Origin of the sequence: Chryseobacterium gleum, from assembly GCF_900636535.1 — a bacterium.
In the GTDB taxonomy this organism is placed as follows: domain Bacteria; phylum Bacteroidota; class Bacteroidia; order Flavobacteriales; family Weeksellaceae; genus Chryseobacterium; species Chryseobacterium gleum.
This window is the reverse complement of the sequence record NZ_LR134289.1, coordinates 476566-502586: the sequence shown is the minus strand read 5'-3', so window position 1 is coordinate 502586 and position 26021 is coordinate 476566. Positions and strand designations below refer to the sequence as shown.

The following is a 26021-nucleotide window of genomic DNA, read 5'->3' as shown; positions in this document are numbered from 1 at the left end:
ATTGCTAACTTCTAATTTCTTAAATCTTAATTTTATTCTGCTAAATTGATATCTTCTTTTTTGATAGGTTTGATTTTTTCCTGCAGTGTTTCAAAAATCACATACAGAACCGGAATTACGAATAATCCCAAAACAGTTCCTATCAATAATCCGATTGCCGCACCCGTAGCGATAGATCTGTTACCTACTGCTCCGATTCCACTTGCCAGAACCAACGGTAATAAACCGAAAATAAAAGCAAATGAGGTCATCAGAATAGGTCTTACCCTTGCTTTCGCCGCATTGATAGCTGACATAACAATCGTTTCTCCGTGATGCCTTCTCTGAACAGCGAACTCGACAATAAGGATAGCATTCTTCGCCAGTAGTCCCACAAGCATGATCAGGGCAATCTGGAAGTAAATGTTATTTTCCAGTCCCATAATCTTCTGGCCGAAATAAGCTCCCATTACCCCAAGAGGAAGGGAAATAATAACGATCAGCGGAAGAATGTAACTTTCATACTGTGCAGAAAGGATAAAGTAAACGAAGATTAAGCTTAATCCGAAAATCAAAAGCGTTTGAGATCCTGAATTTAATTCTTCTCTCGTTAACCCGGTAAATTCTACCGCATAGTTTTGATTCAGGGTTTCATCTGCTACCTGCTGTACAGCGGCAATTGCATCCCCGGAGCTGTATCCGTCAGAGTTGGCTCCTGTTACTTTTACTGAAGTAAACAGGTTATAACGGCTTACAGATTGCGGCCCGTATGCTTTTGTCAATGTCACAAATTGTGAAATCGGAGACATGATACCAGATCCTGTTCTTACATAAAGCTGATTCAGATTTTCAATATTCTTTCTGTTTTCAGGAAGAGCCTGAACCATCACTCTGAACTGTTTTCCATACTTGGTAAAGTCAGCAGTATAAATTCCTCCGATGTATCCTTGCATAGTGCTTAGAATATCATTCACAGAAACTCCTAATTGTTTTGCTAATGGAACATTAATTTCCATCTGATACTGAGGATATTTTGTATTGAATGAAGTCTGTGCAAACTGAATTTCCGGTCTCTGCATCAGCTTACCGATGAATTCATTGGTTTTCGCATCCAGGTCAGCATATTCTCCTCCGGATTTATCAAGCAATACCATTTCAAAACCGGCACTGTTACCAAATCCCGGTACACTTGGCGGCTGGAAGAATACTACTTTGGCATCAGGAACAGATCCTACAATTCCGAATAACTTTTTAGTGATATCTTCAGAAGTCTGTCCATCTTTTTTTCTTTCTTCGAATGGTTTCAGTTTCACAAAGGCAAGACCGTTGTTACTTCCGTTTCCGGATAAGAATCCTCTACCTGTTGAAATCGTTACGTTCTGTACGCCAGGAACTTTCAATGCCTTCGCCTGAAGGGTTTTTAAAGCATTATAAGTTCTTTCCATGGAAGCTCCCGGAGGAAGCTGTACGTCGGTAAAGATAATCCCTCTGTCTTCTGTAGGTACAAACCCTTTCTTCATACTGCTGCTTGCCCAGAATAAGATACCTCCGGTAACAGCAAAAATGATTAAGGTAACCCATTTATGTCTTAACAGGAATACAAATCCTCTTCCGTAACGCTCAGTAGTTGTTTTAAAAGCAATATTAAACTTATAGAAAAACTTCTGTAACAGGTTTAGATTTTTATATTCTGCATGATGCGCTTCGTGAGGTTTAAGGAATAATGAACATAAAACCGGACTCAGCGTTAATGCATTAATCGCAGAAATGATGATGGCTATAATCAGCGTAATACCAAACTGCTGGTAGAATACCCCTGTAGGTCCTGTAATGAACGTTACCGGGATAAATACTGCTGCCATTACCAAAGTAATCGAAATAATAGCTCCTGTAATTTCATCCATCGCTTCTACCGTAGCTTTCTTAGCATCAGAAATACCGTGCTCCATTTTAGCATGAACCGCCTCGACGACGACAATCGCATCATCCACCACAATACCAATGGCCAGTACCAATGCAAATAAGGTTAAGAGGTTTAATGAATATCCAAACAAGTTCAGGAAGAAGAATGCTCCCACAATAGATACCGGAACAGCAATAGCCGGGATCAGTGTGGATCTGAAGTCCTGAAGGAAAATATATACTACGATAAATACCAGAATGAAGGCCTCAATCAAAGTATGAACTACCTTATCAATAGAAGCTTCCAGGAATTCATTGGTATCAAAGTTGAAAGTATATTTGATTCCCTGCGGGAAAGTTCCCTCAGCTGATTTCAGATAGGCTTTGATATTTTTAATAATCTCCTGTGCATTGGATCCCGGAGTCTGGAAGATCCCCATACTGATGGAAGGGTTGTTTCCGTTCTCCCCGATTCCTGTATAAGACTGTCCTGCCAGTTCTACTTTAGCAACGTCTTTTAGCATCAGGTTTTGTCCGTTTGCAAGAGATTTGATGATGATATTGTCGTACTGCTCTTTATCGTTGAATTTACCTACATATTTGATGATATACTCAAAAGAGCTTCCGCTGTTTTGTCCGATAGAACCTGCAGCGGCTTCTCTACTCTGCTCATTGATGGCATTGGTAACATCAGTAGGTGTTACGCTATAAGCAGCCATTTTTGCAGGGTCCAGCCAGATTCTCATTGAGTAGTTTTTACCCCCGAAAACGTTCGCATCCCCAACACCATTTACCCTTTTAAGGTTCGGAATAATATTGATATTCAAAAAGTTCTGAAGGTATACATCATCCAGGTCCTTATTTTCAGAATAGAAGGACATATACATCAGGGCACTGGTCTGCTGTTTCTGGGTAACCACCCCTGAACGCGTTACTTCAGCAGGAAGTAAAGGTGTAGCTCTTGCTACACGGTTCTGTACGTTTACCGCTGCAATATCCGGATCTATTCCCTGTTTGAAGAAAACCTGGATTTGCGCAGAACCGTCGTTTCCTGCAGTGGAAGTAATATAATCCATTCCTTCCACCCCGTTGATCTGTTCTTCCAAAGGTACTACAACACTTTTCATTACCGTCTCAGCGTTGGCTCCCGTATAGTTTGTGGAGACACTTACCGTAGGCGGTGCAATATCCGGATACTGTGTAACCGGTAACGAGATCAGCCCCAGCACACCGAGAATCACAATCAGGATTGAGATTACGGTGGATAAAACCGGTCTGTTAATAAAGTTTTTTATCATTAGAATTTCGGTTTTATTGATTGAACAAGACTATCCATTTTGATGGGCTTCGGCTTCACTGCTGTTCCCGGTTTCAAACCTCCGATACCAGCTGCAATAACTTTTTCGCCTTTATTAACTCCTGATTTGATCAGCGCTAAGTTGTCGATTCTGTCAATAACATTCACAACAACATTTCTGGCAGTATCTCCTTTATCTATTTTGTATACGTAGACAATACCCTGCTGTTCGTAAGTAGCACTTTCAGGAACTACAAGAACATTATCATAATGCTGAGGGAATCTGATCGTTCCGCTGTTACCATTACTTAATAATTTCTGAGCATTGGAGAACGCAACTCTGAACTGAATAGTCCCGGTTGTAGGATCAATCTGACCGGTAATGGCTTCAATTTTTCCTTTTTCAGGATAAAGACTTCCATTAGCCAACTGAAGTTCAACCATTGGTAAGTTTTTGATTTTCTCAGGCATAGAGGCTCCCGGAGATTTTTCAAGGAAATCAAAATATTCTTTTTCATTCATGGCAAAGTAAGCATAGATCTCAGATGTATCAGAAATCGTTGTCAGAGGAGTCTGATCAGACGGGCCTACCAAACTTCCCACTTTTAATGGAAGCTTTCCGATTACCCCCGAAATAGGTGCACGGATGATAGAATATTCGATGTTGGCTTCTACTCCTTTATAGTTGGCTTCAGCCTGTCTTTTGGCTGCATTGGCCTGCTGCAGCTGGGCCTGAGCCTGAGCTAACTGAGCCTGCGCAGTCTGTAACTGTACGTTGCTGATGATATTTTTCTGAACCAGAGGTTTTAGTTTGTTTACTTCAACCTGAGCCGCATTTACAGAAGCCTGAGCCGCTGCAACACTGGATGCTGCTGCACCGATTCCTGCCTTGGAAGCCGCTGCATTTTCGTTCAGGATATTGGTCTCCAGACGGAACAGTGGCTGTCCTTTCGTAACATATTGCCCTTCATCTACCAATACTTGGGTGATATATCCCTGTATTTTTGCACGTACATCATTGTTTACCCTACCCTGAATGGTAGCCGGAAACGTCTGATAACCCACTATATTTTTTGACTCCACTGAGATAACAGGATACGGCTTGGCACCATCCTGTTTCGGAGCTTCTTTTTTGCACGCTGTCAGTGAAAGCGCTGCAATGGAAAGTATAACTAGCTTATTATTCATTTTATAGTTTATTAAGAGATTCCTGAATATTTTCTATGTTTTTATTTAAGAGTGCTTTGTAAACTTCTATTCTTTCGTTGTATCCATCGTCTTTACTTGTTTTAAAATTGTTTAAATCCTCTAATAGTCTTAATTCGTCCTGCATTTTCTGGACAATTTTCTCGAATCGTATTTTTTGGTATTCATCATTGATGAAAAAATACCGTTTCCGCTCATCTATTTTGTTATGGTCTACGATAAGCTGAGCATTGAGCAGTAATGAAATACTGGTGGAAACAGAGCTTTTGCTTGCGGAGAGCACTTCAACAAATTCGTCAAAAGTAATTCCTACTTTCTCATAATCGAAAAGAAGGTAGGAATAGATTTTTGATGCTAAAGGGGGTAAGCTGAACACGGTGCCATAAAATTTTACGGCATCCTGAAAAATTTTCTCATCAATTTCTATACTTTGGTGCATAATATAAAAATTTGAACAAAAGTAGAAATTAGTTCAGAACCAAACGAACAAACCTGATAGAGTTTATAAATACACGCTCTTTTAAAAATTCAATGAAAGTTGATTTAACTTTTTACCTAAATTATAATCTTCTCAAAAGCTTTTCTCATGCCATCTCGTAACAGAACTTCTCCGCAATAAGAATATCCTCTCCCTTCAAGGATTTTCAGCATAGCGATATTGTCATGGTTCGTATCAACCTTAATACTCTGAATGCCATGGGATTTTGTAAACTCTTCGATATGGTCAAAAAGTTTTTTCACCATACCCTGTCCTGCAAATTTTTCATCAACTGCCACTCTGTGAACGACTACAAATTCACCATCACTCAGCCAGGCTCCTTCTATAGTGCTATAGGCAGGTTCATCATTCAGAATCAGGGCTGCATACACTGCAATCTCTCCATCTACAGTCAAAACATGTCCGAATCCTTTGGCAATATCACTTTCTACCGTTCCAAGATTAGGGTATCCGTTCTGCCATTGGGTGCTTCCGTCCTGTCTTCTTCTTTCAATAGATTGCTGGATGATTTCCCAAATAATGTTCCTGTCTTCAATTTCCGCTTGTCTTAGTTTAATTTCTGGATTCATGTTGTTGATTTTGATTGATTAAAAAGTATAAAGTTAAAAGGCTAAAGTCTGAACTGTTTCTCTTTGATTATATGAACTAAAACCTAATTTTTATTAACGCAAAGACTTTATTTATAAAAAATTAAGATTTTAAGTGAGCAAAGATTGCAACTCCGTCGTTGAATAAGCGAATGGCTACCCGCTCGCTTAATGAGAATCAATGAAATTGATTCCTTCTTTGCTTTCTTAAAATATAATATAGAGTTACTAAAACTTTGCGTCAAATTTAAAACTGACCAATACTTCTGGTTCTGATATAAAATAACAGTTCTTCAAGTCGTCTTATTTTAATTAAAAAACCGAAAACTAATTAAAATTAATTTTCGGTTCGAAGTAGTAAAATTTAAAATTATGAAATTGTTTATTGATTTTCACTTTGTTGAAGGTAAGCATCAATAATTTCAAATGCTTTGGATTCATCTTCCAGATCTACCATTACTTTCAGCGAAGTTGCTGTGGGTGTTGTAGTAAATGTAAGATAGTTGTTTTCAACCGTATTTGTAATCTGTGCGTCATCCAATTTAGATTTAACCAACTGAATTTCTGAAGGGTTATCACTTTCATAAACTGATACTCTCGTACTTCTTTCCATATTTCTAAATGTTTGAGTATCTAAATGTACAACGTTTTTTTTAAAATTACAAATTCCAGGTTTTAAATTTTATTAATATTGCTCTCAATTTTATCTAAAGCAAGCTGGATTTCTTCTTTCGTAACATTCAGATGAGGTCTGAAACGAAGAGACTGATCTCCACAAGGAAGGATGATCAATCCATCTTTGAAAAGCTCGTTCATCAGGTGGTTTCTTTGTTCTGCCGTTGGCAGATCGATCGCACACATCAATCCTCTTCCTCTTGCATTTGAAATTTTTTCTGGATATTTTTCAGCAAGAGCTTTTAAACTTTCCAACAGGAAGTCTCCAACAACCCTTGCATTCTCCACAAGGTTTTCTTTTTCGATCACTTCCATAACAAGCTGAAAACGCAGCATGTCAATAAAATTCCCTCCGAATGTTGAATTGATTCTGGAGCTTTCTCTGAAAACATTGTTCGGAACCTGATCAAATTTTTCTTTGTTGGCAAGGACACCACAAACCTGCGCTTTTTTCCCGAAAGAAATAATATCCGGTTTTGCTGTAAAATGCTGGAAAGCCCACATTTTTCCCGTAATGGCAATCCCTGTCTGAACTTCATCAAAAATAAGTAAGATTTCGTTGTCATCACAGATTCTTCTTAATCCCAATAAGAATTCGTCTCTGAAATGGTTGTCACCTCCTTCTGCCTGAATAGGCTCTATGATAATACAAGCCACTTTATCCGGGTGCATCAGGATAGCCTCTTCAATCTGAAGCAAAGCAAGGTTTTCGTTTTTGATGGTTTCTTCAAGGTTCTCTTCTGTAATCGGGAATTTTAATTTCGGGTTTAAAATTCTCGGCCAGTTGAACATAGGGAAATATTGGTATTTTCTTGGATCAGCAGTGTTTGTTAAGCTTAAAGTATAACCGCTTCTTCCGTGAAAAGCCTGTTTGAAATGGATACAGATTCCGGCTTCAGTATCAAGTCCTTTTTCAAAGTTTTTGCGGGTTTTCCAGTCGAAGCATGCTTTCATCGCATTTTCAACGCCTAACGTTCCTCCTTCGATAAAGAAAGCATATTGTAATTCTTCTGGTATAACAACCCTTTCAAATACTTCAAGAAAATGGGCATATTCTTCTGAATAAACGTCAGCCAAAGTAGGTTTGTTCACAGCCATTCTTCCCAGCCATTCTGATCTTTCAACAAGATAAGGATGGTTGTATCCGATAGACGCCGATGCAAACATAGAAAACATATCCAGGTATTCTCTGTCTGTAAGCTTATCATATAGCCATGAACCGTGTGATTTTTCAATATCCATCACAAAATCGAAGCCGTCAGCTAGTATATGTCTTCCTACTGTTTCTTTAACTTTATTTACTTTTATATCTAATGTTTGTTCCATAATAAATTGTAGTGTGATTTAATAAGTGAATGATTAAATGATCCAGGAATGAAGCATTTAATCATTCAGGTTATTAATTTTTTTGTTTTTAATTACTTTAAAGCTATGCTTTTATAAATCAAATTTAATCCCCTGTGCTAAAGGAAGTTGCGTGGTATAATTTATAGTATTGGTTTGTCTTCTCATATAGTACTTCCAGGCATCTGATCCGGATTCTCTTCCTCCTCCGGTTTCTTTCTCACCACCGAAAGCTCCTCCGATTTCAGCACCTGATGTTCCGATATTAACGTTGGCAATACCACAGTCTGAACCAGCATGAGAAAGGAATAATTCTGCCTCTCTTAAATTCTGGGTCATGATTGCAGAAGACAATCCCTGAGGAACATCATTCTGAATAGCGATCGCTTCTTCTAATGTTTTATATTTGATAAGATATAGGATTGGTGCAAAAGTTTCATGCTGAACAATCTCATAAGAGTTTTTCACTTCTGCCACACAAGGCTTCACATAACATCCGGATTCGTAATCTTTCCCAGATAATACTCCGCCTTCTACAACAAATTTTCCACCTTCTTTTTTACATTTCTTGATGGCTGCTTCATATTGATTCACTGCATCAGTATCAATCAACGGACCTACATGATTGGTTTCATCCAGAGGATTTCCGATTTTCAGCTGACCATAAGCTTTCGCCAGTCTTGTTTTTACTTCGTCATATACACTTTCATGGATAATCAGTCTTCTTGTTGAAGTACATCTCTGTCCTGCGGTTCCTACCGCTCCGAAAACAGCTCCGATGATCGACATATCGATATCTGCTTCTTTTGTAATGATAATCGCATTGTTTCCTCCTAATTCAAGAATAGACTTTCCGAATCTTTCTGCCACTTTGGAAGAAACCATTCTTCCAACTCTTGTAGATCCTGTGAAAGAAACAAGGGCAACTCTTTTATCGTCTACTAATTTCTGTCCGATTTCGTGGTCTGATACCAGTACGCTTGAAATTCCTTCAGGAAGGTTATTTTCCTTTAAAACTTCAGTCATAATATTCTGACAGGCAATAGCACAAAGCGGTGTTTTTTCAGATGGCTTCCAGATGGTAACGTTACCACAGATCCATGCCAACGCTGTATTCCATGACCATACGGCTACCGGAAAGTTGAATGCTGTAATAATTCCTACTACTCCAAGCGGGTGGTATTGCTCATACATTCTGTGACCCGGTCTTTCAGAGTGCATCGTATATCCCTGAAGCTGTCTTGAAAGTCCTACAGCAAAATCACAGATATCGATCATTTCCTGAACTTCACCAAGACCTTCCTGCAGTGATTTACCCATTTCATAAGAAACAAGTTTACCAAGGTCATCTTTATATTCTCTTAATTTTAAGCCCAGCTGCCTTACGATCTCTCCTCTTTTAGGAGCCGGGATAAGCCTGAATTCCTGAAATGCCTTTTGAGCAGTTTCAATTACTTTGTCATAATCACTTTCTCCGGAAGTTTTTACTTTAGCGATCAGTTTTCCGTCTACAGGAGAAAAGCTTTCTATCACCTTTCCTGAAGCGAAATATTTTCCGCCCACTGAAGTCCCTTTGTTCTCTTCTTTGATACCAAGATTTCTAAGTGTTTTTTCAATTCCGAAATCCTTTACTTTTTTTGACATAAAATCTTACTTTTCGTTCTCTCTAAAGATAAAAATATTATGTGAACCTCAAAACTTTAATTTTTAACAAGCTTTTTATTTGGACTAATTATAAACATGCTTATCTTTGCAGAGTAATCATTTTGATAATCACCAATGGAAAATTCACAAGAAAATAACTCAAAGCTTAAAAAGTGGTTCAAGCGTGTGGGATGGGCTGGATTAGCTTTCTTTACCATTAAAGGCTTGATTTGGCTGGTCATATTCTACGTTGGAGCAGATAGTCTCCAGAGTTGTATACAATAAAAAAGCAGAGAAAAATTTCTCTGCTTTCTTTTTAGTATAAGGTTAAGTGAATTGCTATTTCTTTATTGAAAAGCTAAAAAAAGAGGTCTTTTTTATGTTTTCTGTAATTTAAAAAAAAGAGGATATCATAGATTTTATTAAAAATATTCCCCAAAAAGATTATTCTTTTTCTTAATTCTTCCTTTTAAACTACTCTTTTTTCTTTCTCCCCGCATTCACAAGGCTTTGATGCAACAGGTATTCTATCTGTCCGTTTACACTTCTGAATTCATCATTGGCCCACTTTTCAAGGAGTTTATAAGTAGACTCATCTATTCTTATTACAAAGGATTTTTTGCCTTTGCTTTCCGAAGAGTTATGAGCTTTTTCTGATTTCATTTTCTATTTCTCTAGCATTATTCTTACTATTTCAGTGGAGAAACCCTCTGCACTAAAACCAAATTATTCAATTTCACTTCTTAATTATAAAGTGTTCCAGCATTTAATATAGGAGTTGCTGCTTTTTCACCACAAAGAACAACCATTAAATTGCTTACCATTGCCGCTTTTCTTTCATCATCAAGATCAACGATATTTTCTTCGGATAGTTTTTTCAATGCAAGGTCTACCATTCCTACCGCACCTTCTACAATTTTGGTTCTTGCAGCAACAATCGCAGTAGCCTGTTGTCTCTGAAGCATTGCTCCGGCAATTTCTGAAGCGTAAGCCAGGTGGGAAATTCTCGCTTCCTGAATAATTATTCCGGCTTTTGAAAGACGGTCTGTAAGTTCCTGCTCCAAAATAGAATTGATTTTATCCCCTCCTTCTCTCAAGGTAATAGGAGCATGATCATCTTCTAAATTATCATACGGGAAGCTCATCGCCAAATGCCTTACAGCGGCTTCACTCTGCATTCTTACAAAGTCAGAATAACGTTCTACATCAAAAGCTGCTTTATAAGTATCCCCCACTTTCCATACGATAACCACAGCAATTTCAATTGGGTTACCCATTTTATCATTTACTTTCAATGTCTGTCCCTGTAAATTTTCAGAACGTAAAGAAATTTTCTGTGACGAATACAAGGGATTGATAAAGAATAATCCGTTCTCTTTTACACTTCCGACATATTTTCCAAAGAAGTTCAGTACCCTCGAGTGGTTAGGCTGAATAATCATTAAGCCTTTTAAGAAAAAGCATGACAGAAGAAAGCAAAGCATTGAGATAACAACATAGGCTATACTTTGATCTACTCCGCTAACAAAGAAATAGACAGCCGCGGCAAACAAGGCAAGGCAGATAACCAGTGTAAGATAGCCCGACATGGGTTTTAATGTTTTTTCCATGATATAATTTTATTTTGATATTATTTTGATATCATAAAGATAGTAATCAATTTTGAATTATGAATGATAAATTTTGTTTTTTTTAGGTTCGAGGTGCGGGGTTCGGGGTTGCGAGGTACGGAATATAGGATACGGGTATTTCAGATAACGCAAAGTTCGCGAGGTTAATCTATTAGGATGCATTATATTTTTGTTCGCAAAGCCACTTCGTTTAGCTAAGATCAGAATTTCTTCGCTGAGTGAAACGTCTTTGCGAACGATATCTATCATCATAAAATCATTGCGAATCTTGGTGTTAGAATTCGAGTTCTCAGTATTTAATTTTACGCAAGGATCACAAGGTTAATTTTATTGGGATACATCATATTTTTGTTCGCAAAGCCACATCGTTTAGCTAAGATCAGTAATTTCTTTGCTGAGTAAAACGTCTTTGCGAACGATATCTATCATCATAAATTCATTGCGAATCTTGGCGTTAGAATTCAAGATTCTCAGTATTTAATTTAACGCAAGGTTCACAAGGTTAATTTTATTGGGATATATCATATTTTTGTTCGCAAAGCCACTTCGTTCAGCTAAGATCAGTAATTTCTTTGCTGAGTGAAACGTCTTTGCGAACGATATCTATCATCATAAATTCATTGCGAATCTTGGCGTTAGAATTCGAGATTCTCAGTATTTAATTTAACGTAAGGATCACGAGTTAATTTTATTGGGATACATCATATTTTTGTCCGCAAGGCCACTTCGTTTAGCTAAGACTACTATTTCTTTGCTAAGTGAAACGCCCTTGCGAACGATATTTTATAATCCAAAAAAATCATTGCTAACATTAGCGCCAAAAAAACACAAGCTTTTTACCTTTTACCAACCTTCCAGCTTAACTAAAACTTCTTCTCTTGCTGAATGAAATGCCTTTGCGAACGATATTTCATCCCAATACATGCTATTGCGAACTTAGCGTTTATAACTAATCATCTTAAAACAGGGAACATTATGAACAAAAAAAATCCCGGAAAACGAATTCCGGGATTTTAAATTTTATGTTCAGATCTTTATTTCTTTGTTAAAGTTTTAAACTTCCAGTAAGAAACAGCCGATAAAATAATCATTGTTGAGATTCCGATGTATACCCATGCCGGTACCGGTACCGGATCCCCTGCTGCGTATGAGTGAAGTCCGCTCAGGTAGTAATTTACTCCGAAATACGTCATTACCATTGAGCAGAATGCAAACATCGTTGCTACGTGGAACGCCCATCTGCTTCTCAATCCCGGTACCAATCTCATGTGCAATACAAACGCATATACCATGATGGAAATGAAAGCCCAAGTTTCTTTCGGGTCCCAGCTCCAGTATCTACCCCATGATTCGTTTGCCCAGATTCCTCCCAAGAAGTTACCTACCGTTAGTGCAAACAATCCGATTGTCAATGACATTTCAGAAACAATGACCAATTCCTTTAATGTTGTATCGTGGTGAATTTTATAAGTTTCTTTATTTGAAATAATATAGAACACCAAAGAGATTACAGCAATAATCATCGACAGTGCAAAGAATCCGTAACTGGAGGTAATAATTGCTACGTGAACAATCAGCCAGTAAGACTTCAATACCGGAACAAGCGGTGTAATCTGCGGATCAAGTGCTGAACCTCCGTGTGCAAATCCCATCATGATAACCGCTACCATGAATCCGGCTGCAGGAATCAATGCATTGGCATTTCTGTACAGAATTAAACCTGCCGTGATCCCTACCCAGGAGATAAAGATAATCGCTTCATACCCGTTACTCCATGGAGCGTGTCCTGAGATATACCATCTTGCCACAAGTCCTAAGAAATGGCACAGATATCCGATTAAACCAATCGCAATGATTACTTTAATTACTTTGTTTAATACTTTATTTGATTTGAATAATTCAACAAATCCTAAGATCAGAAGAAGTCCTCCGACAAGCGTGTAGAAGATCAACAATTTGAAGTTAATATCTACTTTATTCATGAATACTTCAAGATCAACCTTGGATTTTGCAGGAACTACTGCTTTACCCCATTTCTGCTGATAGTCTGAAAGCTTTTTCAATTCCGCATCTGCTTTGCTCCAGTCTCCGGTTTTTTGTGCTGTAAGAGCTTCCGCAAAGTATGGCCCCATTACCTGCTGAGATTCCATATCCGGTTCAAATTTCTGATCCAGCCACGAGTGCCATGTATGATTCGCATCATTTTTCACAGGAACAATTCTCATAAACTGACCGCTGAAGAACTCATTGAAGATCTGTACTCTTTCGTTTACAGCAATTACTTCTTTATCGTAATTCGTTTGTTCAGCCGGTTTCTTACGGAATGCGGTGTTGTAATCATGTTCAAGAATGTAGGTAAGATTACCGTTTGCATCCGCAGGGAAAAGATTCATCAGAGAAGTATAACCATCTTCATCCGCTTTTGTTTTATTCTTCAGCTCATCACCTCCTTTAGTTCCTACTTTAATAATCGGAACCATTGTCCAGCTTGGGGTGTCTGTATTGATGGAAAGGAACCATTGGTTGGCAGTAAGATACTTCCCGTCTGTTCCTTTAAATTCGTCTTTTTTGTATAGTTTTCTTAAAATATCTATAGCCTCTGTATTGATCGGAACAATTCTTCCTTCATAATTCTGTACCAGAAGATATCCGAATTTATCAGCATGTTCTTTACTGATTTTGTTTCTTGCAATAATCTCATCCGGGGAAATCATTCTCATTTTCCCCATTGGAGTTGCCAGAGAGTTTTGTTTCGGAGCGGCACCATCAAGAGGCTGGGCAGACGGAGCCGGAGCATGAGTATGGTTATCACCTTCTACATGGATGTGTTCTCTGCTACCATCAGTTGTTCCATGAGTTTCAATTTTCTGAGCATTTAATCCTAAGCTTAAGAACAACAAAAGCACACCTGCTGCTTTCTTTTTATTAACATCAGCAAGCATTTTATTTAGTTTCCAGAAATGAGTTCCTTTCCAGAAGAAAATAACAAACATTCCAAGGAATAAAAGTCCGTATCCGATATAAGAAATCAAAGTTCCCCAGTAATCGTGGTTTACAGAAAGAACAGTTCCCATTCTGTCCGGGTCAAAGCTTGACTGGAAGAAACGGTATCCTTTATGGTTAAGAACGTGATTCATATAGATTTTATAAGGCGTTTCTTTTCCTTCATCTATGATCTTCACGTGGCTTTCATAAGCACTTGGCGAAGAACTTCCCGGATAGGTTTCCATTACGAAGTCATCCAGTTTCAAGGCGAAAGGAGTGTTGTATATTTTAGGTCCGAAACCTACCATAATGTTTAAGCCATCCATCGTCACCTGCTTGTAGGCATTCGGGTTTCCTTTTTCAACAGAAAGATCTACCAGCTGTTTTGTTTTCGGTCCCTGAAGCTCAACCTGAAGCATATCCGGTACGTTTGCATCTTTTTTTCTGTCCCCTTCAATCGCCATTAGCCTTCCTTTTTTAAGGCCTTCAGGAACTACAAGCTTCAGCTCATTGATCGTATATAAACTTCTTAATGCCAGCGGCTGGAATTCATCTTTTACAGTAGTTCCAGTTGCCTGGGTAGCCATGGTCATATAGCTTGCGTCTACAGGCGTTTTGATGAATAATTTTCCACCTTCATTTTTGAATTCAACAGCTCCGTCAATCGCTCTGTTGAAAGTCACCAAGGTTCCGTTGATCGATTTTGTTTCTCCCGGTTTGATATAAATATTCTGTCTTCCGGTGTTTCCGGTAGAAACCAGATGAAGATACTCAGCACCATTTGGCTCAGCAACAAGGCTGTCTTTTTTTCTCTGAATGTATTCCTTGGCAAACACTTTCACTTCTTTTCCGTGGAAGTCATAGGTTGCCTGGAAATCTTTGTGTAACGGCGACATCAGATAAGGAACATCCTGATAGTTAAGAACATCTCCTTTTTCCTCAATCTGGATTTTAAAGAAATTTTTATCCGTTACAATTTCGTTGGAGGTTTCACCCTCTCTGATATGCATTGTTCCTTCGAAACTGATGTATCTTGTGATAGCACCACCGATAAAAATGAAAACAAAGGCAAGGTGGAAAACAAGAACCGGCCATTTATCCTTTTTCCAAAGTCTGTATCTTCCGATATTTCCTATGAAGTTAAGAATAAGCAGGACCATGATCAGTTCGAACCACTTGGCCTCATAAATTAATGCTTTTGCTGTAGGAGTTCCGTAGTCGTTTTCTAAGAACGTTGCATAAGCCATCGCAAATGCGTACACCAGCAACAATACAGCCATTGTCCTGGTTGAGATAAGAATATCTTGGAGCTTCTTCATGATTTATTGTACTTGACATGCAAAAATAAGCATGATAAACCATAAAGAGCTTAAAAAAAGCTGTTTTTTGTCACTTTGGCCTTGGTTTTGCTTATTTTGAAACGTTCTTAATAAGCTTGAAAATATTAAGGAAAATTCAATTTTTAAAAACCTCAGAATTCAGATTCATATTACCTATCCGGGTAATCGAAGTATTCTATTTAAAATTCATCTTTATTTTAAAACTTCTGAAAAGAAATGTGTTAACAATTCTTTATTGATCTCCGGATTATAAATGAAAGCATGAGATCCTTTCTCCAGGGTTTTAAATGTCCATCCTGTTGCCCTGGATTTATTTTGATTATAAATTTTAAAGACATTTTCATAGCTGAAAACACCATCATCTTTTGCATTCACAGTATACAACGGATGCTTTTTTGTGATATTCTCAAATGAAACATCCCCGATATTCAATACAGGGTTGGGAGCAAAAGCATAAAAAGCCCGGAAAGGTGTCTTTTTCTGTGATGCAAACCAGAAGGTGGCAGTTCCACCGTTAGACATTCCTCCAAGGTATATTTTATTCCGGTCTACATTGTATTTTTTCTCAATATCATGTACAATTGTAAATATATTCTCAAATGCCTTCTTCTGGTCAACCCATCCAAAATCTTTTTTAGCAAAAGGATAAACAATAATGGCATTAAAATTTTCCCCTACTGAAAAAATGGGTTCTGCTTTGACGTCAGTATTTTTATAGTAAAAATCATTCAGTGAATTTACTCCTCCATGAAGGTAAAAGATCACTCTTGTTTTTGCAGAAGCTTTATAACTCTTGGGAACGAAAACAATATATGGAATTTTCATACCTCCAGTTTCAGTAAAATACAAGGCAAACCCGGGTGAAGGCTGATTGAAGGGTTTATTTTCTGTAATCTGATTACGGATAATCTCCTGGTTCCACAGCTCTGCTTCTTTTCTTTTATCCTCTTCCTTTTGAGCCAGTTTATTTTCCATACCTGTTATAATCTGCTGAAATTCCGTATCAGAAGTAAGATTTTTAAATCTTTCATTGGTTTTCAGATAGATTATTTCATCACGGTTTTTTCCTAATCCAAGATCATAACTTTTTTTTAACCACTCTACTGCTGTTTTTGTATCACTGCAATTGGCGGCCGCTGAAGCACCACTTACATATTCATACACTCCAACTTTTGCCTGCAGACCAAAAGCGTTTTTAAAATCTGAAAGTGCAGCACAATACTCCTTTGCTTTTAATTTTTTGGAGGCATCCATCCTGCATAAAACTTTCATAAGATTGAGAAAACATACTCGAAAAACAAAGCAGACATGGCAATACTAAAGTTCTCATGGTATTTTTTTATTTCAAAAATAAAAAATATTCATATTCAATTCATTGACTTGAAATTTTCTTTCTTATTTTACTTAAAAACTCATGGGTAATTCCCAGATACGAAGCAACCTGCTGCTGGGTAATTCTCTGTTCCAGTCCCGGATACTTTCCAAGAAATTCAAGATATCTTTTATCAGCTGTTTTTCCTGTTAAAGAAAGAATTCTCCTTTGCAGTGCTACCGAAGATTTCTGATTCATAATTCTGAAAAGCTTTTCTGTGTTTGGCATTGTTTCGTATAGATTTTCTTTCTCTTTTTTGGAAATCATCAGCACTTCACTGTCTTCAAGAGCTTCAATATTCAGAATACTGGGAACATTATTGATAAGACTGTCAATATCTGTAATCCACCAGCCTTCAACAGCAAAATATAAGGTTTGCTCAAAACCGTTTTCATTAAGATAATAGATTTTAAAGCAGCCACTCAGTACAAAACCCTCAAAAAGGCAGTAATCACCTTCTTTGAGAACAACCTCTTTCTTTTTAAACATTTTGAGTTCAAAAGGCTTTACAAACTGCTGAAAATCCTCTTCTGAAAGATTGATGTATTGACTGATATTTCTAAAAAGTAAATCGGACATGGAATTATTTAAGCAAAATAAAGGTATCAAAATTATTGACACCTTTATTGATAAAGTTATGTTAAATCATTTTTGTTAGGTAAACGCTAAGGCGCAAAGTTTTATCATACATATTGTTTATTTTAAGACGCAAGAAAATCGAAGATTTTCAGCAAGATGACTTGTTTTTAAATTTTATCGGAGATAAAATCCTTGCGCCTTATAGCAAAATTTTTAATATCATTTTGCGCCTTTGCGTATCCAAACATGCTCACTTTTAAGCCTATTTATTTAAAAATTCTTTTGCATTTATTACTCGGGCATAAAGATTTCCAAGAGCAGATATCCCCGCCATGAAGGACCTTTGAACTTCTTCAGCCTTTAGTACTTCCCCATTCAGTTCACGATTTCTGGTTGCAGTGGCATCACCAATAACGGTATTAGTGAATCCGAAATCAAAAGCCGCTCTGGTAGTAGATTCCACACAGACATCTGTCATCATTCCTGTAATTACAAGACTTTTAATTTTCTTTGACTGAAGATAGTTCAGAAGGTCAGTTTCCCTGAAGCTGTTGGGAAAATGTTTGGTAATTATTTTTTCATTCTCCTGCGGTAAAACCCGATTATTGATTTTAACCCCATCTGTATCCGGAAGGAAAAAAGTCGCCCCGTCATTGGTAGAGATATGCCGGATATGAATAACAGGAAGATGATTTTCTCTGAAATAATCTAATACTTTCCGGATATTTTCTGCAGCCTGTTCAGACTTTTCCAGGGTCATTTTTCCTCCCGGGAAATAATCATTCTGTACATCGATAATTAATAATGCTGTGTTTTCCATTTTTTGTTGTTGTGCGTTCATTGTAATCATTGAAATTAATATCAGACCTAAGGTCAGAATAATTTTGAATTTGTTTTTCATATATGAAATCTTATGAGACAAAATTACTCAGGCCTCAGCTGCTGGCCTTTGAACTAGTTCAAAAAACACGATTGCATATTATATTATCAACCAGATATTCAATATTGTTATTTTTTTCAGCTATATTCATTTAGATCGAAAATTTTATTATCTTTTTTAAAGAAAAACGAATTATAATTAATTAATAGTATTTAACGGTATCAGATTTGGATAAGCAAAAAAAATAACCTTATTTTATCATAGTAAAACATAAAATAATTTTCGAGTAAAAATTTTAAATACCCTTTATAAAAGCTGGATTACCCAAATGTTTTTTGGATAAAAAAGATTCATTTAATGTTGAATAAAACATTAAATTTGCGACATTGATATTATGGATAAAAAGACACAAAAAAAACCGACTGAAATGCCTGAAAAAGGCAGAATTTTATCTAAGCCACGTATTTTTTTCGGGCTTACCTTTATACTTTTATCTGCTGTTCTTGCCTTCTCATTCATCTCTTACCTGATGAACTGGAAAGCAGATCAAAGCCAGGCAGGGACTATGCTGGACAAGAGTATAAAATCTTCCAATATCTTTGGTAAGGTGGGTGACTGGCTTGGTAATATTTTCATTTTTGAAAGTATTGGTATAGCCTCATTTATCATCGCATTTTTGCTGCTTGTAGTAGGAACACTGATTCTTAAGAAGAAAATATTCAAGCCATGGAAAACCATTGGCCACTCTCTGTTTTTTATCTGCTGGCTTCCTATTTTTATGGGAGCACTTACGAAAGGTCAGGGTGTTTTAGGTGGCGTCTATGGATATCAGATTATGGATTATCTTAATTCCATCATTGGCTCTGTAGGTCTTTGGACCGTACTGGCAGCAAGTATCCTGTTATATTTTATCCTTGAATTTAATCTTCGTCCTAGTTCAATCAAAGCGAAACTGAATAAAATTAATGAAAATACGATTGGAAAAGTAAAATCTATGATGCCGGACTCTAATGAAGATTTCGAAGCGGATGAGGAACTGAAAGAAGAAGCAGAGGAAACAGAAGAAGAAAAAGAAGCTGCTCCCCGTGTTACAGTAAGTGATGTTACCAATAACACTTCCAATACTTCAATGAATGTAAAAAAGGAACCGGAGCCGGTAAGTGTTCCGAAAGGATTTCCTGAAGTTCCCGTTTCGTCAGATATAGAAACCATTACCACTCCAAATCATACTTCTTTTGATACTTTTGATACGAATCCGGGCAGTACTTCTGAGCCGGTAAGTTTAAACCTGTCTACAAAACCAGTTGTTCCTGTATCAACTCCGGAGGAGGCATTTGACATCAGACCTTCTGCTCCATCTGCTGTTATCACAGGTTCTCAGGTGAAGGAAGATATTAAGTTTAACGTAGAAGTAGCTCCTGTTATTGATATTCTGGATGATTCCGAAAAAAAATCCCAGGATCTGGTAGAAAAGCATGGTTTATATGACCATAAGCTGGATCTGGCCAATTTCCAGATGCCACCTGTAGATCTGCTGAAAGATTATGGTAATGAAGAGATCTCCATCAATAAAGAAGAATTAGAAGAAAATAAAAATAAAATCGTTGGACTTCTGAAGAATTTCAACGTTGGAATTGCAGAGATCAAAGCAACAATCGGTCCTACTGTTACCTTATACGAAATTGTTCCGGAAGCAGGAATCAGAGTGGCAGCGATTAAAAAACTGCAGGATGATATTGCATTGAACCTTTCTGCATTAGGAATCAGAATCATTGCTCCAATGCCCGGAAAAGGGACAATCGGTATTGAAGTGCCAAGAAAAAATCCTACAATGGTTTCTATGCGTTCTGTAATTGCTTCCCAGAAGTTTCAGAATACAGATATGGATCTTCCGGTGGTTTTCGGGAAGACCATTTCCAATGAAATTTTCATGGCTGACCTTTCAAAAATGCCACACTTACTGATGGCGGGAGCTACGGGTCAGGGTAAATCTGTAGGGATTAATGCCATCCTGACTTCCCTTCTTTATAAAAAGCATCCAAGTGAACTGAAGTTCGTAATGGTGGATCCTAAAAAGGTGGAACTTTCATTATATTCAAAAATTGAAAGACATTACCTGGCCAAACTTCCTGATGCGGAAGAAGCAATTATCACAGATACCAATAAAGTAATCAATACCCTGAACTCTCTGTGTATTGAAATGGATACCCGATATGACCTTCTTAAAAATGCTTTCTGTAAAAACCTGAAAGAATACAATAAGAAATTTGCAGAAAGAAAATTAAATCCTGAAAACGGGCACCGTTACTTACCTTATATTGTACTGGTAGTGGATGAGTTTGCCGATCTTATTATGACCGCAGGAAAAGAAGTTGAATTACCGATTGCCAGACTTGCACAGCTTGCCAGAGCCGTAGGTATTCACCTTATCGTTGCCACGCAAAGACCTTCTGTAAACGTTATTACAGGTATGATCAAGGCTAACTTTCCGGCAAGAGCTGCCTTCAGGGTAATCTCCAGCGTAGACTCCAGAACGATTCTTGACTCTCCGGGAGCGGATCAGCTGATTGGTAAAGGAGATATGCTTTATTTCAACGGAAACGAAATCTTAAGACTTCAGTGTGCTTTTGTAGATACTCCGGAAGTGGAAAGACTGGCAGAATTTATCGGAGAACAGAAAGGCTATGCCTCAGCGTTATTACTTCCTGAATATGTTTCTGAAGATTCAACAAGTTCAGTAGGCGCTTTTGATCCAAATGAAAAAGACGCCCTGTTTGAAGAAGCTGCAAGAATTATTGTTTCTACACAACAAGGGTCTACATCAATGCTTCAGAGACAGTTGAAGCTTGGTTACAACAGAGCCGGAAGAATTATGGATCAACTGGAAGCAAGCGGTATTGTGGGAGGATTCAATGGGGCTAAAGCGAGAGAGGTGCTGATCAGTGATCTACATTCTTTGGAGCAGTTCCTTGAAGATTTACGAAACTAATCATTATATTATAACAATCATCAATACAAAGATTAATCCCGGATACTCCTGACTGGGTACCGGGATATAAAAAATTCAATTCAAACTATTACCATGAAAATTACCCTAAAACAAACTATTACATTGAGTCTTTTTGCATGTACATTAACATTATCTTCATGCGCCTTAAGGACTGTTCCCAGTGATTATGCTTCTGTGAAACTGGATGTTATTGATAATAACACTCTGGGAAATGGTAAAGTCCTTATTTATAATGGCGCCGGAATTCTCCATAAAATGGATAACACAGCAAGATTGAATATCGGACTTGACGGCAAATCATTAGGACAGATAAGGCCCAAAGAATATGTTATTGTTGATTTAGCAAAAGGAAAACATGAGTTTACAGTTCTTCATATAGATATGGTGAATATGAGAAGTAAGCATCCGGTTGAGATTAATGAAAACACTAAAGTAATTAAAATTGAACCAACGATTACTTCCAATAAATTAACTGTCACCAATATGCTCCCTGAAAAATTTGATCAGTACATTGAAAGACCGGAGATAAGGTAATCTGTAAACAATATCTGTCATACAGTATCCGGCATTGAAAGGTGGATTTTGGAACAGTTTTTGGAAGATCTGCGTAGTTAAAGGAAAAACACATCGTTTTAACCTTGAGAATTAAAGAAAATCTAACGATTATTAAATTAAGAAAATGAAAAATATTATTTCAAAAGTTATATTGGGAAGTTTTGTTGTAGGTGCAGTAGGTATGGCCAATGCTCAGAAGATTGATGCTAAAGCTAAAAAGATATTGGATGATATTACAGCCAACTATAATTCTAAAAAGAATTCTTACTTCAAATTTTCTTTTGGAAGCGGTCTTAACGGACAGGTGACAAAAACAGAACCCGGTATTTATTATGTTGCCGGAGAAAAGTACAAACTGAAGATCATGGATACAGAACAGATCTTCGACGGAAGCAAAATTTACAACATCAACGCTGATGATATGGAAGTAACCATTGCCAAACCTAACGGAAGCAGTACCATGTTCTCCCCTATCAATTATCTTACCACCTACAGGAACGATTATAATGTAACCTACAACGGTAAGAAAATGGTAAACGGCGTTAATGCTGACTTTATCAAGCTGACCCCGGTAAAAACAAACGGTATAAAGTATGTTTATCTTTTTGTAGATTCAGTAAAGAAGCAAATGGTAAAACTTGAACAGCATGGAACCAACAAAGATGTTGCAGTAATCGCTATTAAAGAATACAAAGAAAACCAGGAGCTGGATCCTAATATGTTTGTTTTTGATAAGAATAAATTCAAAAACTACATTATAACAGAACTTTAGAAAGGTAAAAGGCAAAACTGCTTATCCGCAAATTTGTTTTTTTGCGATTTAGTTTAAAAAAAATAACAAAATATAAAAAGCCACAAGTAAACTTTGTGGCTTTTTGATTAATTTTGGCGCATGTTAAAAATACTAGACCGATATATCATAAAAACCTTCTTTGGACCGTTTTTCTTTATATTCAGCGTATTGTTTTTCATTTTTATTGTAAACATTATCTGGGTTCAGTTGGGGCAGTTTATGGGAAAAGGATTAAGCTACTGGCAGATCCTCAAACTTCTTTTTTATCTTGGGGTGAACGTTATCAGTATGGTTCTTCCGCTTACTATCCTCCTGGCGAGTATTATGTCTTTCGGTGAATTTGGAGAACGTTATGAGCTTGCGGCAATGAAAGCGGCAGGAATTCCTTTGACCAGAGTAATGACTCCCCTTCTGGGAATTTCAACAGCGCTTGCTATTATGCTGTTTTTCTTTTCCAATAATATCATCCCGGATTTTCAGAAGAAAGCTAAAAATATGCTTTTCAATATTGCCCAGACAAAACCGGCCATCAACTTTACTCCGGGACAGTTTATCGACCAGATTCCCGGCTATATGGTAAAGTTTGACAAAATATACGGGGAAAACGGGGAAAATATTGAAGGGGTTTTTGTTCATAAAAAAGCCAACGCTTATGAAAACCAGCAATCCGTTGTTGCGGAAAAAGGAAAATTTGTTCCTGCCGCTAATAAGAATTACCTAAAGCTTGTGCTGTATAACGGATATGTATTTGAAGACGCTTTTGCCGGAAAAGGAGATAATGTAAGACAGAAACAGCCCGACCAGGCCATTAAGTTTGACACACTGGTTTCCCATTTCGACATCAGTGAAATCATCAATAAAGCCATCGAAAAGGAACAGATTACGGATGACTACCGTTTCCAGACGTACAACCAGCTCGACGGAACGATTACCAAAACCAAGAAAGACAATAAGCAGTTCTTTGATAATATAGGCTCTGAAGTCCTTAATCAGACCAATTCTGTTATTACCTATATGGATAAAGGTAATAAACATAAGGTAGCTCCTAAAACCCAGATCAAGCTGGATACGGTAAAAGGTGAAAAAAAACTTGAAATCATTTATAATTCCTACAACAGGCTGGATAATCTTAAGTCTACGCTGGAATCTAAAAAGAATGAGTACAGTTCCAATGTAAAATACTTCAGTAAAGTGGTTATTTATCAGCAAAGAATCGTTGCCTATTCGGTAACCTGTATTATCTTCTTCCTGATCGGATCGAGTTTAGGGTCTATCATCAGAAAAGGTGGAATGGGACTTCCGGTAATTATTGCTATTGTTATTTTCATTATTTTTTATGTAATGAATGTTGGCGTGGAAAACATGTCATGGAGCGGAAAAATGAATCCTTATCTTGCCGCCTGGCTTCCTAACCTGATCCTTCTTCCCTTCGGAGTGTGGATGACGTATAAAGCGCTTACAGATTCGCAATTGTTTGATGCAGAAAAGTACAAAGCATTATTCAAACCGATCACCAAAAGGTTTACAAAAAGTAAAGAACATCAGAGGTATCAGTAATGATGATATCAATATAATAAAAGGCTCCGGAGAAATTCCGGAGCTTTTTGTTGATTGCTGTAAACATATTCCGTTTCGTATTATTTTGAATATAAAAAAATTATATTTGTGGAAACTTAAAACAGAACCATGAAGAAATTACTACTTATTGGCTTATTCAGCCTTGTGTCTCTAAATGCTTATGCCCAGGATGAAGAGAACGGTACCTACAACGGTGAAAAATACGGATACATCATCAATAAAGCCGGAAAAAAAATTGAAGGGGTTGTGCATCTGCATGGCGGCTACTCCAGCCCGTGGCAAAATCAGTTAAAAGTAAAATTTGCTCCCATTGCTGATATTGATAAAGTAAAAAACAGGATTAAGTTTAAAACTTATGATACTGACGATATCAAGGAATATATGCTCTATGAAGGTGATACACCCAGGGTTTTTAAATCTGTAAAATACTCCAATATGAGAGAAGCTTTAAACAGTTCCGAAAGCTCAACAGGGCTCGCTGCAGGCTTTAAGGCGATCAATAACCTTTCAAGAACGGAACAGTTTGCAGAAGTGGTAACGGAAGGGAAAATCACGGTGTATAAACTTTACGGCTATCCTACTGCTCTTTCCGCAAACAGCACACAGGCTATCTCTCAGGCAGAAACAGACCGGTTAAGAGAGAATCCTAATTATATATTTTCAAAAAAAGGAGGAAAAGTAGAAGAACTGACTCCGGCAAAGGCCAAAATTATCCTGGCAGATTGTCCTTATGTAAAAGCCAAAATAGCAAAAGGAGAATATGGTTCCCTGAAAAATGAAGAAAAGAAAAGGTCCGGTTTTGGGAAATTTATCCGGGATGAAATCAGCAATGCTACAGTAGATAAACTTTCAATCATCAATGAAGTTGTTTATGATTATAACGAAAACTGTAAATAAATACTAAAATAAAAAAGGCTGTCTCCTAACAGGAGGCAGCCTCTTAATTTTAAAACTGATAAACAAAAGCATTAATGTTCATTCCAGCCCCTACAGACGCAAATAATACGATATCACCTTTGCTGATCTTATGATGTTCCAGCTCATCCTGCAGAATCATTGTCAGTAAAGAAGGAATCGTAGCCACACTGCTGTTTCCAAGTTTATGGATCACCATAGGCATGATGTTTTCCGGAACCGGCTTTCCATATAACTGGTAAAATCGGTTAACGATGGCTTCATCCATTTTTTCATTCGCCTGATGGATAATAATTTTATTCAATTGCTCGATGGAATATCCACTGTTATCAAGACATTTTTTCATGGCATCCGGAACATTTACCAGGGCAAATTCGTAGATTTTTCTGCCATCCATTTTGATGTACCGGGTATCAGGACATCTTTCGTTGTTGTAAGATTTTCCAAAATACAGATAATCTTTTTCTTCCAATGTATAGGAAGCGGATAAGTGAGCTTTAATACCGGAGTCATCATCATTATTGACTTCCAGAACGGCTGCTCCTGCCCCGTCAGCATAGATCATGCTGTCCCTGTCATGAATATCTACCACGCGCGAAAGGGTTTCTGCTCCAATTACAAGACACCTTTTTGCCATTCCGGATCTGATAAATGCATGGGCCTGTATCACTCCTTCAATCCAACCCGGACATCCGAAAAGGACATCATAAGCTACGCAGAAATTATTTCTGATTCCCAACAAATGTTTTACCCTTGCTGCAAGGCTGGGTACCATATCCGACTGAACCGTTCCAAAGCGGACATCTCCAAAGTTGTGGGCAAAGATAATATAGTCTAAAGTTTCCGGATCAATTTCTGAATTTTCTATAGCCTTCTTTGCGGCAATATATCCAAGATCAGAAGTAACCTGTGTATTGTCGGCATATCTTCTTTCTTCAATCCCCGTAATCTTCTTCAGCTTATCCGTAATGGAAGCATTATTCTCTTTTAATACGACTCCTTCTTCATTAAGAAAAATATGTTTATCAAAAAATAAATTGGTTATGGTTTCCGATGGGATGTAGTTTCCTACCCCGATAATTTTTGTCATCATTATAGTAAGTTTGTTACCTGTTTTTTAATCATATCTCAGGATTATTTATTAAATATAATGAATGAACGTAAATATTCATCAATATCGTATGAAACAAGAATGTATTGCATTATAAAAAATGAAAAAGAACAGCAAATAAGGAATACAGCAAGAAAAA

General features: G+C 37.3%; 20 protein-coding genes. 6 read left to right on the top strand and 14 right to left on the bottom strand.

Annotation, left to right across the window (positions count from 1 at the left end; genetic code table 11):
* Positions 1 to 32 precede the first annotated feature (32 nt).
* The 7 genes from EL165_RS02245 to amaB all read right to left on the bottom strand — a co-directional run bounded on the left by EL165_RS02245 (position 33) and on the right by amaB (position 9133).
* Positions 33 to 3179, bottom strand: a complete 3147-nt coding sequence (locus EL165_RS02245; RefSeq protein ID WP_002979797.1) for an efflux RND transporter permease subunit — start codon at positions 3177 to 3179, stop codon at positions 33 to 35.
* The gene (locus EL165_RS02240) at positions 3179 to 4366 is read right to left on the bottom strand and encodes an efflux RND transporter periplasmic adaptor subunit (RefSeq protein WP_002979798.1); all 1188 of its coding nucleotides are present in this window, start codon (positions 4364 to 4366) and stop codon (positions 3179 to 3181) included. The genes EL165_RS02245 and EL165_RS02240 overlap by 1 nt, the downstream gene beginning before the upstream one ends.
* A 1-nt stretch (position 4367) precedes the next feature.
* Entirely contained in the window at positions 4368 to 4823 is a 456-nt protein-coding gene (locus tag EL165_RS02235; protein WP_002979799.1) for a hypothetical protein, read from the bottom strand.
* Between the two features lie 116 nt (positions 4824 to 4939).
* Positions 4940 to 5452, bottom strand: a complete 513-nt coding sequence (locus EL165_RS02230) for a GNAT family N-acetyltransferase (protein ID WP_002979800.1) — start codon at positions 5450 to 5452, stop codon at positions 4940 to 4942.
* A gap of 400 nt (positions 5453 to 5852) precedes the next feature.
* Positions 5853 to 6083, bottom strand: a complete 231-nt coding sequence (locus tag EL165_RS02225; RefSeq protein WP_002979801.1) for a DUF2007 domain-containing protein — start codon at positions 6081 to 6083, stop codon at positions 5853 to 5855.
* A 62-nt stretch (positions 6084 to 6145) separates the two neighbouring features.
* Positions 6146 to 7471 carry an L-lysine 6-transaminase gene (lat, locus tag EL165_RS02220; RefSeq protein WP_002979802.1) on the bottom strand — a complete coding sequence of 442 codons (1326 nt, stop codon included), beginning with the start codon at positions 7469 to 7471 and terminating at the stop codon, positions 6146 to 6148.
* A 111-nt stretch (positions 7472 to 7582) separates the two neighbouring features.
* Positions 7583 to 9133, bottom strand: coding sequence for an L-piperidine-6-carboxylate dehydrogenase (gene amaB / locus EL165_RS02215; RefSeq protein WP_002979803.1), 1551 nt, complete (start codon positions 9131 to 9133; stop codon positions 7583 to 7585).
* Between the two features lie 135 nt (positions 9134 to 9268).
* Between amaB and EL165_RS26700 the strand changes: the two genes are divergently transcribed.
* Positions 9269 to 9418, top strand: a complete 150-nt coding sequence (locus EL165_RS26700) for an FAM210 family protein (protein WP_002979804.1) — start codon at positions 9269 to 9271, stop codon at positions 9416 to 9418.
* 189 nt (positions 9419 to 9607) lie between these two features.
* Here EL165_RS26700 and EL165_RS02210 read toward each other — a convergent pair whose 3' ends face one another.
* The 6 genes from EL165_RS02210 to EL165_RS02185 form a co-directional block, all read right to left on the bottom strand.
* Positions 9608 to 9796, bottom strand: coding sequence for a type II toxin-antitoxin system antitoxin (locus EL165_RS02210; protein WP_002979805.1), 189 nt, complete (start codon positions 9794 to 9796; stop codon positions 9608 to 9610).
* 80 nt (positions 9797 to 9876) lie between these two features.
* On the bottom strand, positions 9877 to 10743 hold the full coding sequence (locus EL165_RS02205; RefSeq protein ID WP_002979806.1) for an SPFH domain-containing protein: 867 nt from the start codon (positions 10741 to 10743) through the stop codon (positions 9877 to 9879).
* A gap of 1055 nt (positions 10744 to 11798) precedes the next feature.
* A complete protein-coding gene (locus EL165_RS02200) occupies positions 11799 to 15068 on the bottom strand; it encodes a cytochrome c biogenesis protein CcsA (RefSeq protein WP_002979807.1) in 3270 nt (1089 codons plus the stop codon).
* Positions 15069 to 15281: 213 nt separating this feature from the next.
* On the bottom strand, positions 15282 to 16361 hold the full coding sequence (locus EL165_RS02195) for an alpha/beta hydrolase (RefSeq protein WP_041461499.1): 1080 nt from the start codon (positions 16359 to 16361) through the stop codon (positions 15282 to 15284).
* A gap of 100 nt (positions 16362 to 16461) precedes the next feature.
* Positions 16462 to 17040, bottom strand: a complete 579-nt coding sequence (locus tag EL165_RS02190; protein WP_002979809.1) for a Crp/Fnr family transcriptional regulator — start codon at positions 17038 to 17040, stop codon at positions 16462 to 16464.
* Between the two features lie 262 nt (positions 17041 to 17302).
* Positions 17303 to 17941 carry a cysteine hydrolase family protein gene (locus tag EL165_RS02185; RefSeq protein ID WP_002979810.1) on the bottom strand — a complete coding sequence of 213 codons (639 nt, stop codon included), beginning with the start codon at positions 17939 to 17941 and terminating at the stop codon, positions 17303 to 17305.
* A gap of 373 nt (positions 17942 to 18314) precedes the next feature.
* Here EL165_RS02185 and EL165_RS02180 point away from each other — a divergent pair, with 373 nt between their 5' ends.
* The 5 genes from EL165_RS02180 (at position 18315) to EL165_RS02160 (ending at position 24753) form a co-directional block, all read left to right on the top strand.
* Positions 18315 to 20909 carry an FtsK/SpoIIIE family DNA translocase gene (locus EL165_RS02180; protein ID WP_002979811.1) on the top strand — a complete coding sequence of 865 codons (2595 nt, stop codon included), beginning with the start codon at positions 18315 to 18317 and terminating at the stop codon, positions 20907 to 20909.
* Positions 20910 to 21002: 93 nt separating this feature from the next.
* Positions 21003 to 21464, top strand: coding sequence for a hypothetical protein (locus tag EL165_RS02175; protein WP_002979812.1), 462 nt, complete (start codon positions 21003 to 21005; stop codon positions 21462 to 21464).
* 145 nt (positions 21465 to 21609) lie between these two features.
* Positions 21610 to 22257 (top strand): outer membrane lipoprotein periplasmic chaperone LolA1, encoded by a 648-nt coding sequence (gene lolA1 / locus EL165_RS02170; protein WP_002979813.1) that lies wholly within the window; start codon positions 21610 to 21612, stop codon positions 22255 to 22257.
* Positions 22258 to 22377: 120 nt separating this feature from the next.
* On the top strand, positions 22378 to 23835 hold the full coding sequence (locus EL165_RS02165; RefSeq protein ID WP_002979814.1) for an LptF/LptG family permease: 1458 nt from the start codon (positions 22378 to 22380) through the stop codon (positions 23833 to 23835).
* A 129-nt stretch (positions 23836 to 23964) separates the two neighbouring features.
* Entirely contained in the window at positions 23965 to 24753 is a 789-nt protein-coding gene (locus EL165_RS02160) for a hypothetical protein (RefSeq protein ID WP_002979815.1), read from the top strand.
* Between the two features lie 49 nt (positions 24754 to 24802).
* Here the strand turns inward: EL165_RS02160 and EL165_RS02155 are convergent, their stop codons facing one another.
* The gene (locus EL165_RS02155) at positions 24803 to 25864 is read right to left on the bottom strand and encodes a 3-oxoacyl-ACP synthase III family protein (protein ID WP_002979816.1); all 1062 of its coding nucleotides are present in this window, start codon (positions 25862 to 25864) and stop codon (positions 24803 to 24805) included.
* Positions 25865 to 26021: the final 157 nt, after the last annotated feature.

What these genes read in the sequence shown, in the direction of transcription:
- EL165_RS02245 (WP_002979797.1), bottom strand. Translation starts at nt 3,179, where the DNA reads ATGATAAAAAACTTTATTAACAGACCGGTTTTATCCACCGTAATCTCA.
- EL165_RS02240 (WP_002979798.1), bottom strand. Translation starts at nt 4,366, where the DNA reads ATGAATAATAAGCTAGTTATACTTTCCATTGCAGCGCTTTCACTGACA.
- EL165_RS02235 (WP_002979799.1), bottom strand. Translation starts at nt 4,823, where the DNA reads ATGCACCAAAGTATAGAAATTGATGAGAAAATTTTTCAGGATGCCGTA.
- EL165_RS02230 (WP_002979800.1), bottom strand. Translation starts at nt 5,452, where the DNA reads ATGAATCCAGAAATTAAACTAAGACAAGCGGAAATTGAAGACAGGAAC.
- EL165_RS02225 (WP_002979801.1), bottom strand. Translation starts at nt 6,083, where the DNA reads ATGGAAAGAAGTACGAGAGTATCAGTTTATGAAAGTGATAACCCTTCA.
- lat (WP_002979802.1), bottom strand. Translation starts at nt 7,471, where the DNA reads ATGGAACAAACATTAGATATAAAAGTAAATAAAGTTAAAGAAACAGTA.
- amaB (WP_002979803.1), bottom strand. Translation starts at nt 9,133, where the DNA reads ATGTCAAAAAAAGTAAAGGATTTCGGAATTGAAAAAACACTTAGAAAT.
- EL165_RS26700 (WP_002979804.1), top strand. Translation starts at nt 9,269, where the DNA reads ATGGAAAATTCACAAGAAAATAACTCAAAGCTTAAAAAGTGGTTCAAG.
- EL165_RS02210 (WP_002979805.1), bottom strand. Translation starts at nt 9,796, where the DNA reads ATGAAATCAGAAAAAGCTCATAACTCTTCGGAAAGCAAAGGCAAAAAA.
- EL165_RS02205 (WP_002979806.1), bottom strand. Translation starts at nt 10,743, where the DNA reads ATGGAAAAAACATTAAAACCCATGTCGGGCTATCTTACACTGGTTATC.
- EL165_RS02200 (WP_002979807.1), bottom strand. Translation starts at nt 15,068, where the DNA reads ATGAAGAAGCTCCAAGATATTCTTATCTCAACCAGGACAATGGCTGTA.
- EL165_RS02195 (WP_041461499.1), bottom strand. Translation starts at nt 16,361, where the DNA reads ATGAAAGTTTTATGCAGGATGGATGCCTCCAAAAAATTAAAAGCAAAG.
- EL165_RS02190 (WP_002979809.1), bottom strand. Translation starts at nt 17,040, where the DNA reads ATGTCCGATTTACTTTTTAGAAATATCAGTCAATACATCAATCTTTCA.
- EL165_RS02185 (WP_002979810.1), bottom strand. Translation starts at nt 17,941, where the DNA reads ATGAAAAACAAATTCAAAATTATTCTGACCTTAGGTCTGATATTAATT.
- EL165_RS02180 (WP_002979811.1), top strand. Translation starts at nt 18,315, where the DNA reads ATGGATAAAAAGACACAAAAAAAACCGACTGAAATGCCTGAAAAAGGC.
- EL165_RS02175 (WP_002979812.1), top strand. Translation starts at nt 21,003, where the DNA reads ATGAAAATTACCCTAAAACAAACTATTACATTGAGTCTTTTTGCATGT.
- lolA1 (WP_002979813.1), top strand. Translation starts at nt 21,610, where the DNA reads ATGAAAAATATTATTTCAAAAGTTATATTGGGAAGTTTTGTTGTAGGT.
- EL165_RS02165 (WP_002979814.1), top strand. Translation starts at nt 22,378, where the DNA reads ATGTTAAAAATACTAGACCGATATATCATAAAAACCTTCTTTGGACCG.
- EL165_RS02160 (WP_002979815.1), top strand. Translation starts at nt 23,965, where the DNA reads ATGAAGAAATTACTACTTATTGGCTTATTCAGCCTTGTGTCTCTAAAT.
- EL165_RS02155 (WP_002979816.1), bottom strand. Translation starts at nt 25,864, where the DNA reads ATGATGACAAAAATTATCGGGGTAGGAAACTACATCCCATCGGAAACC.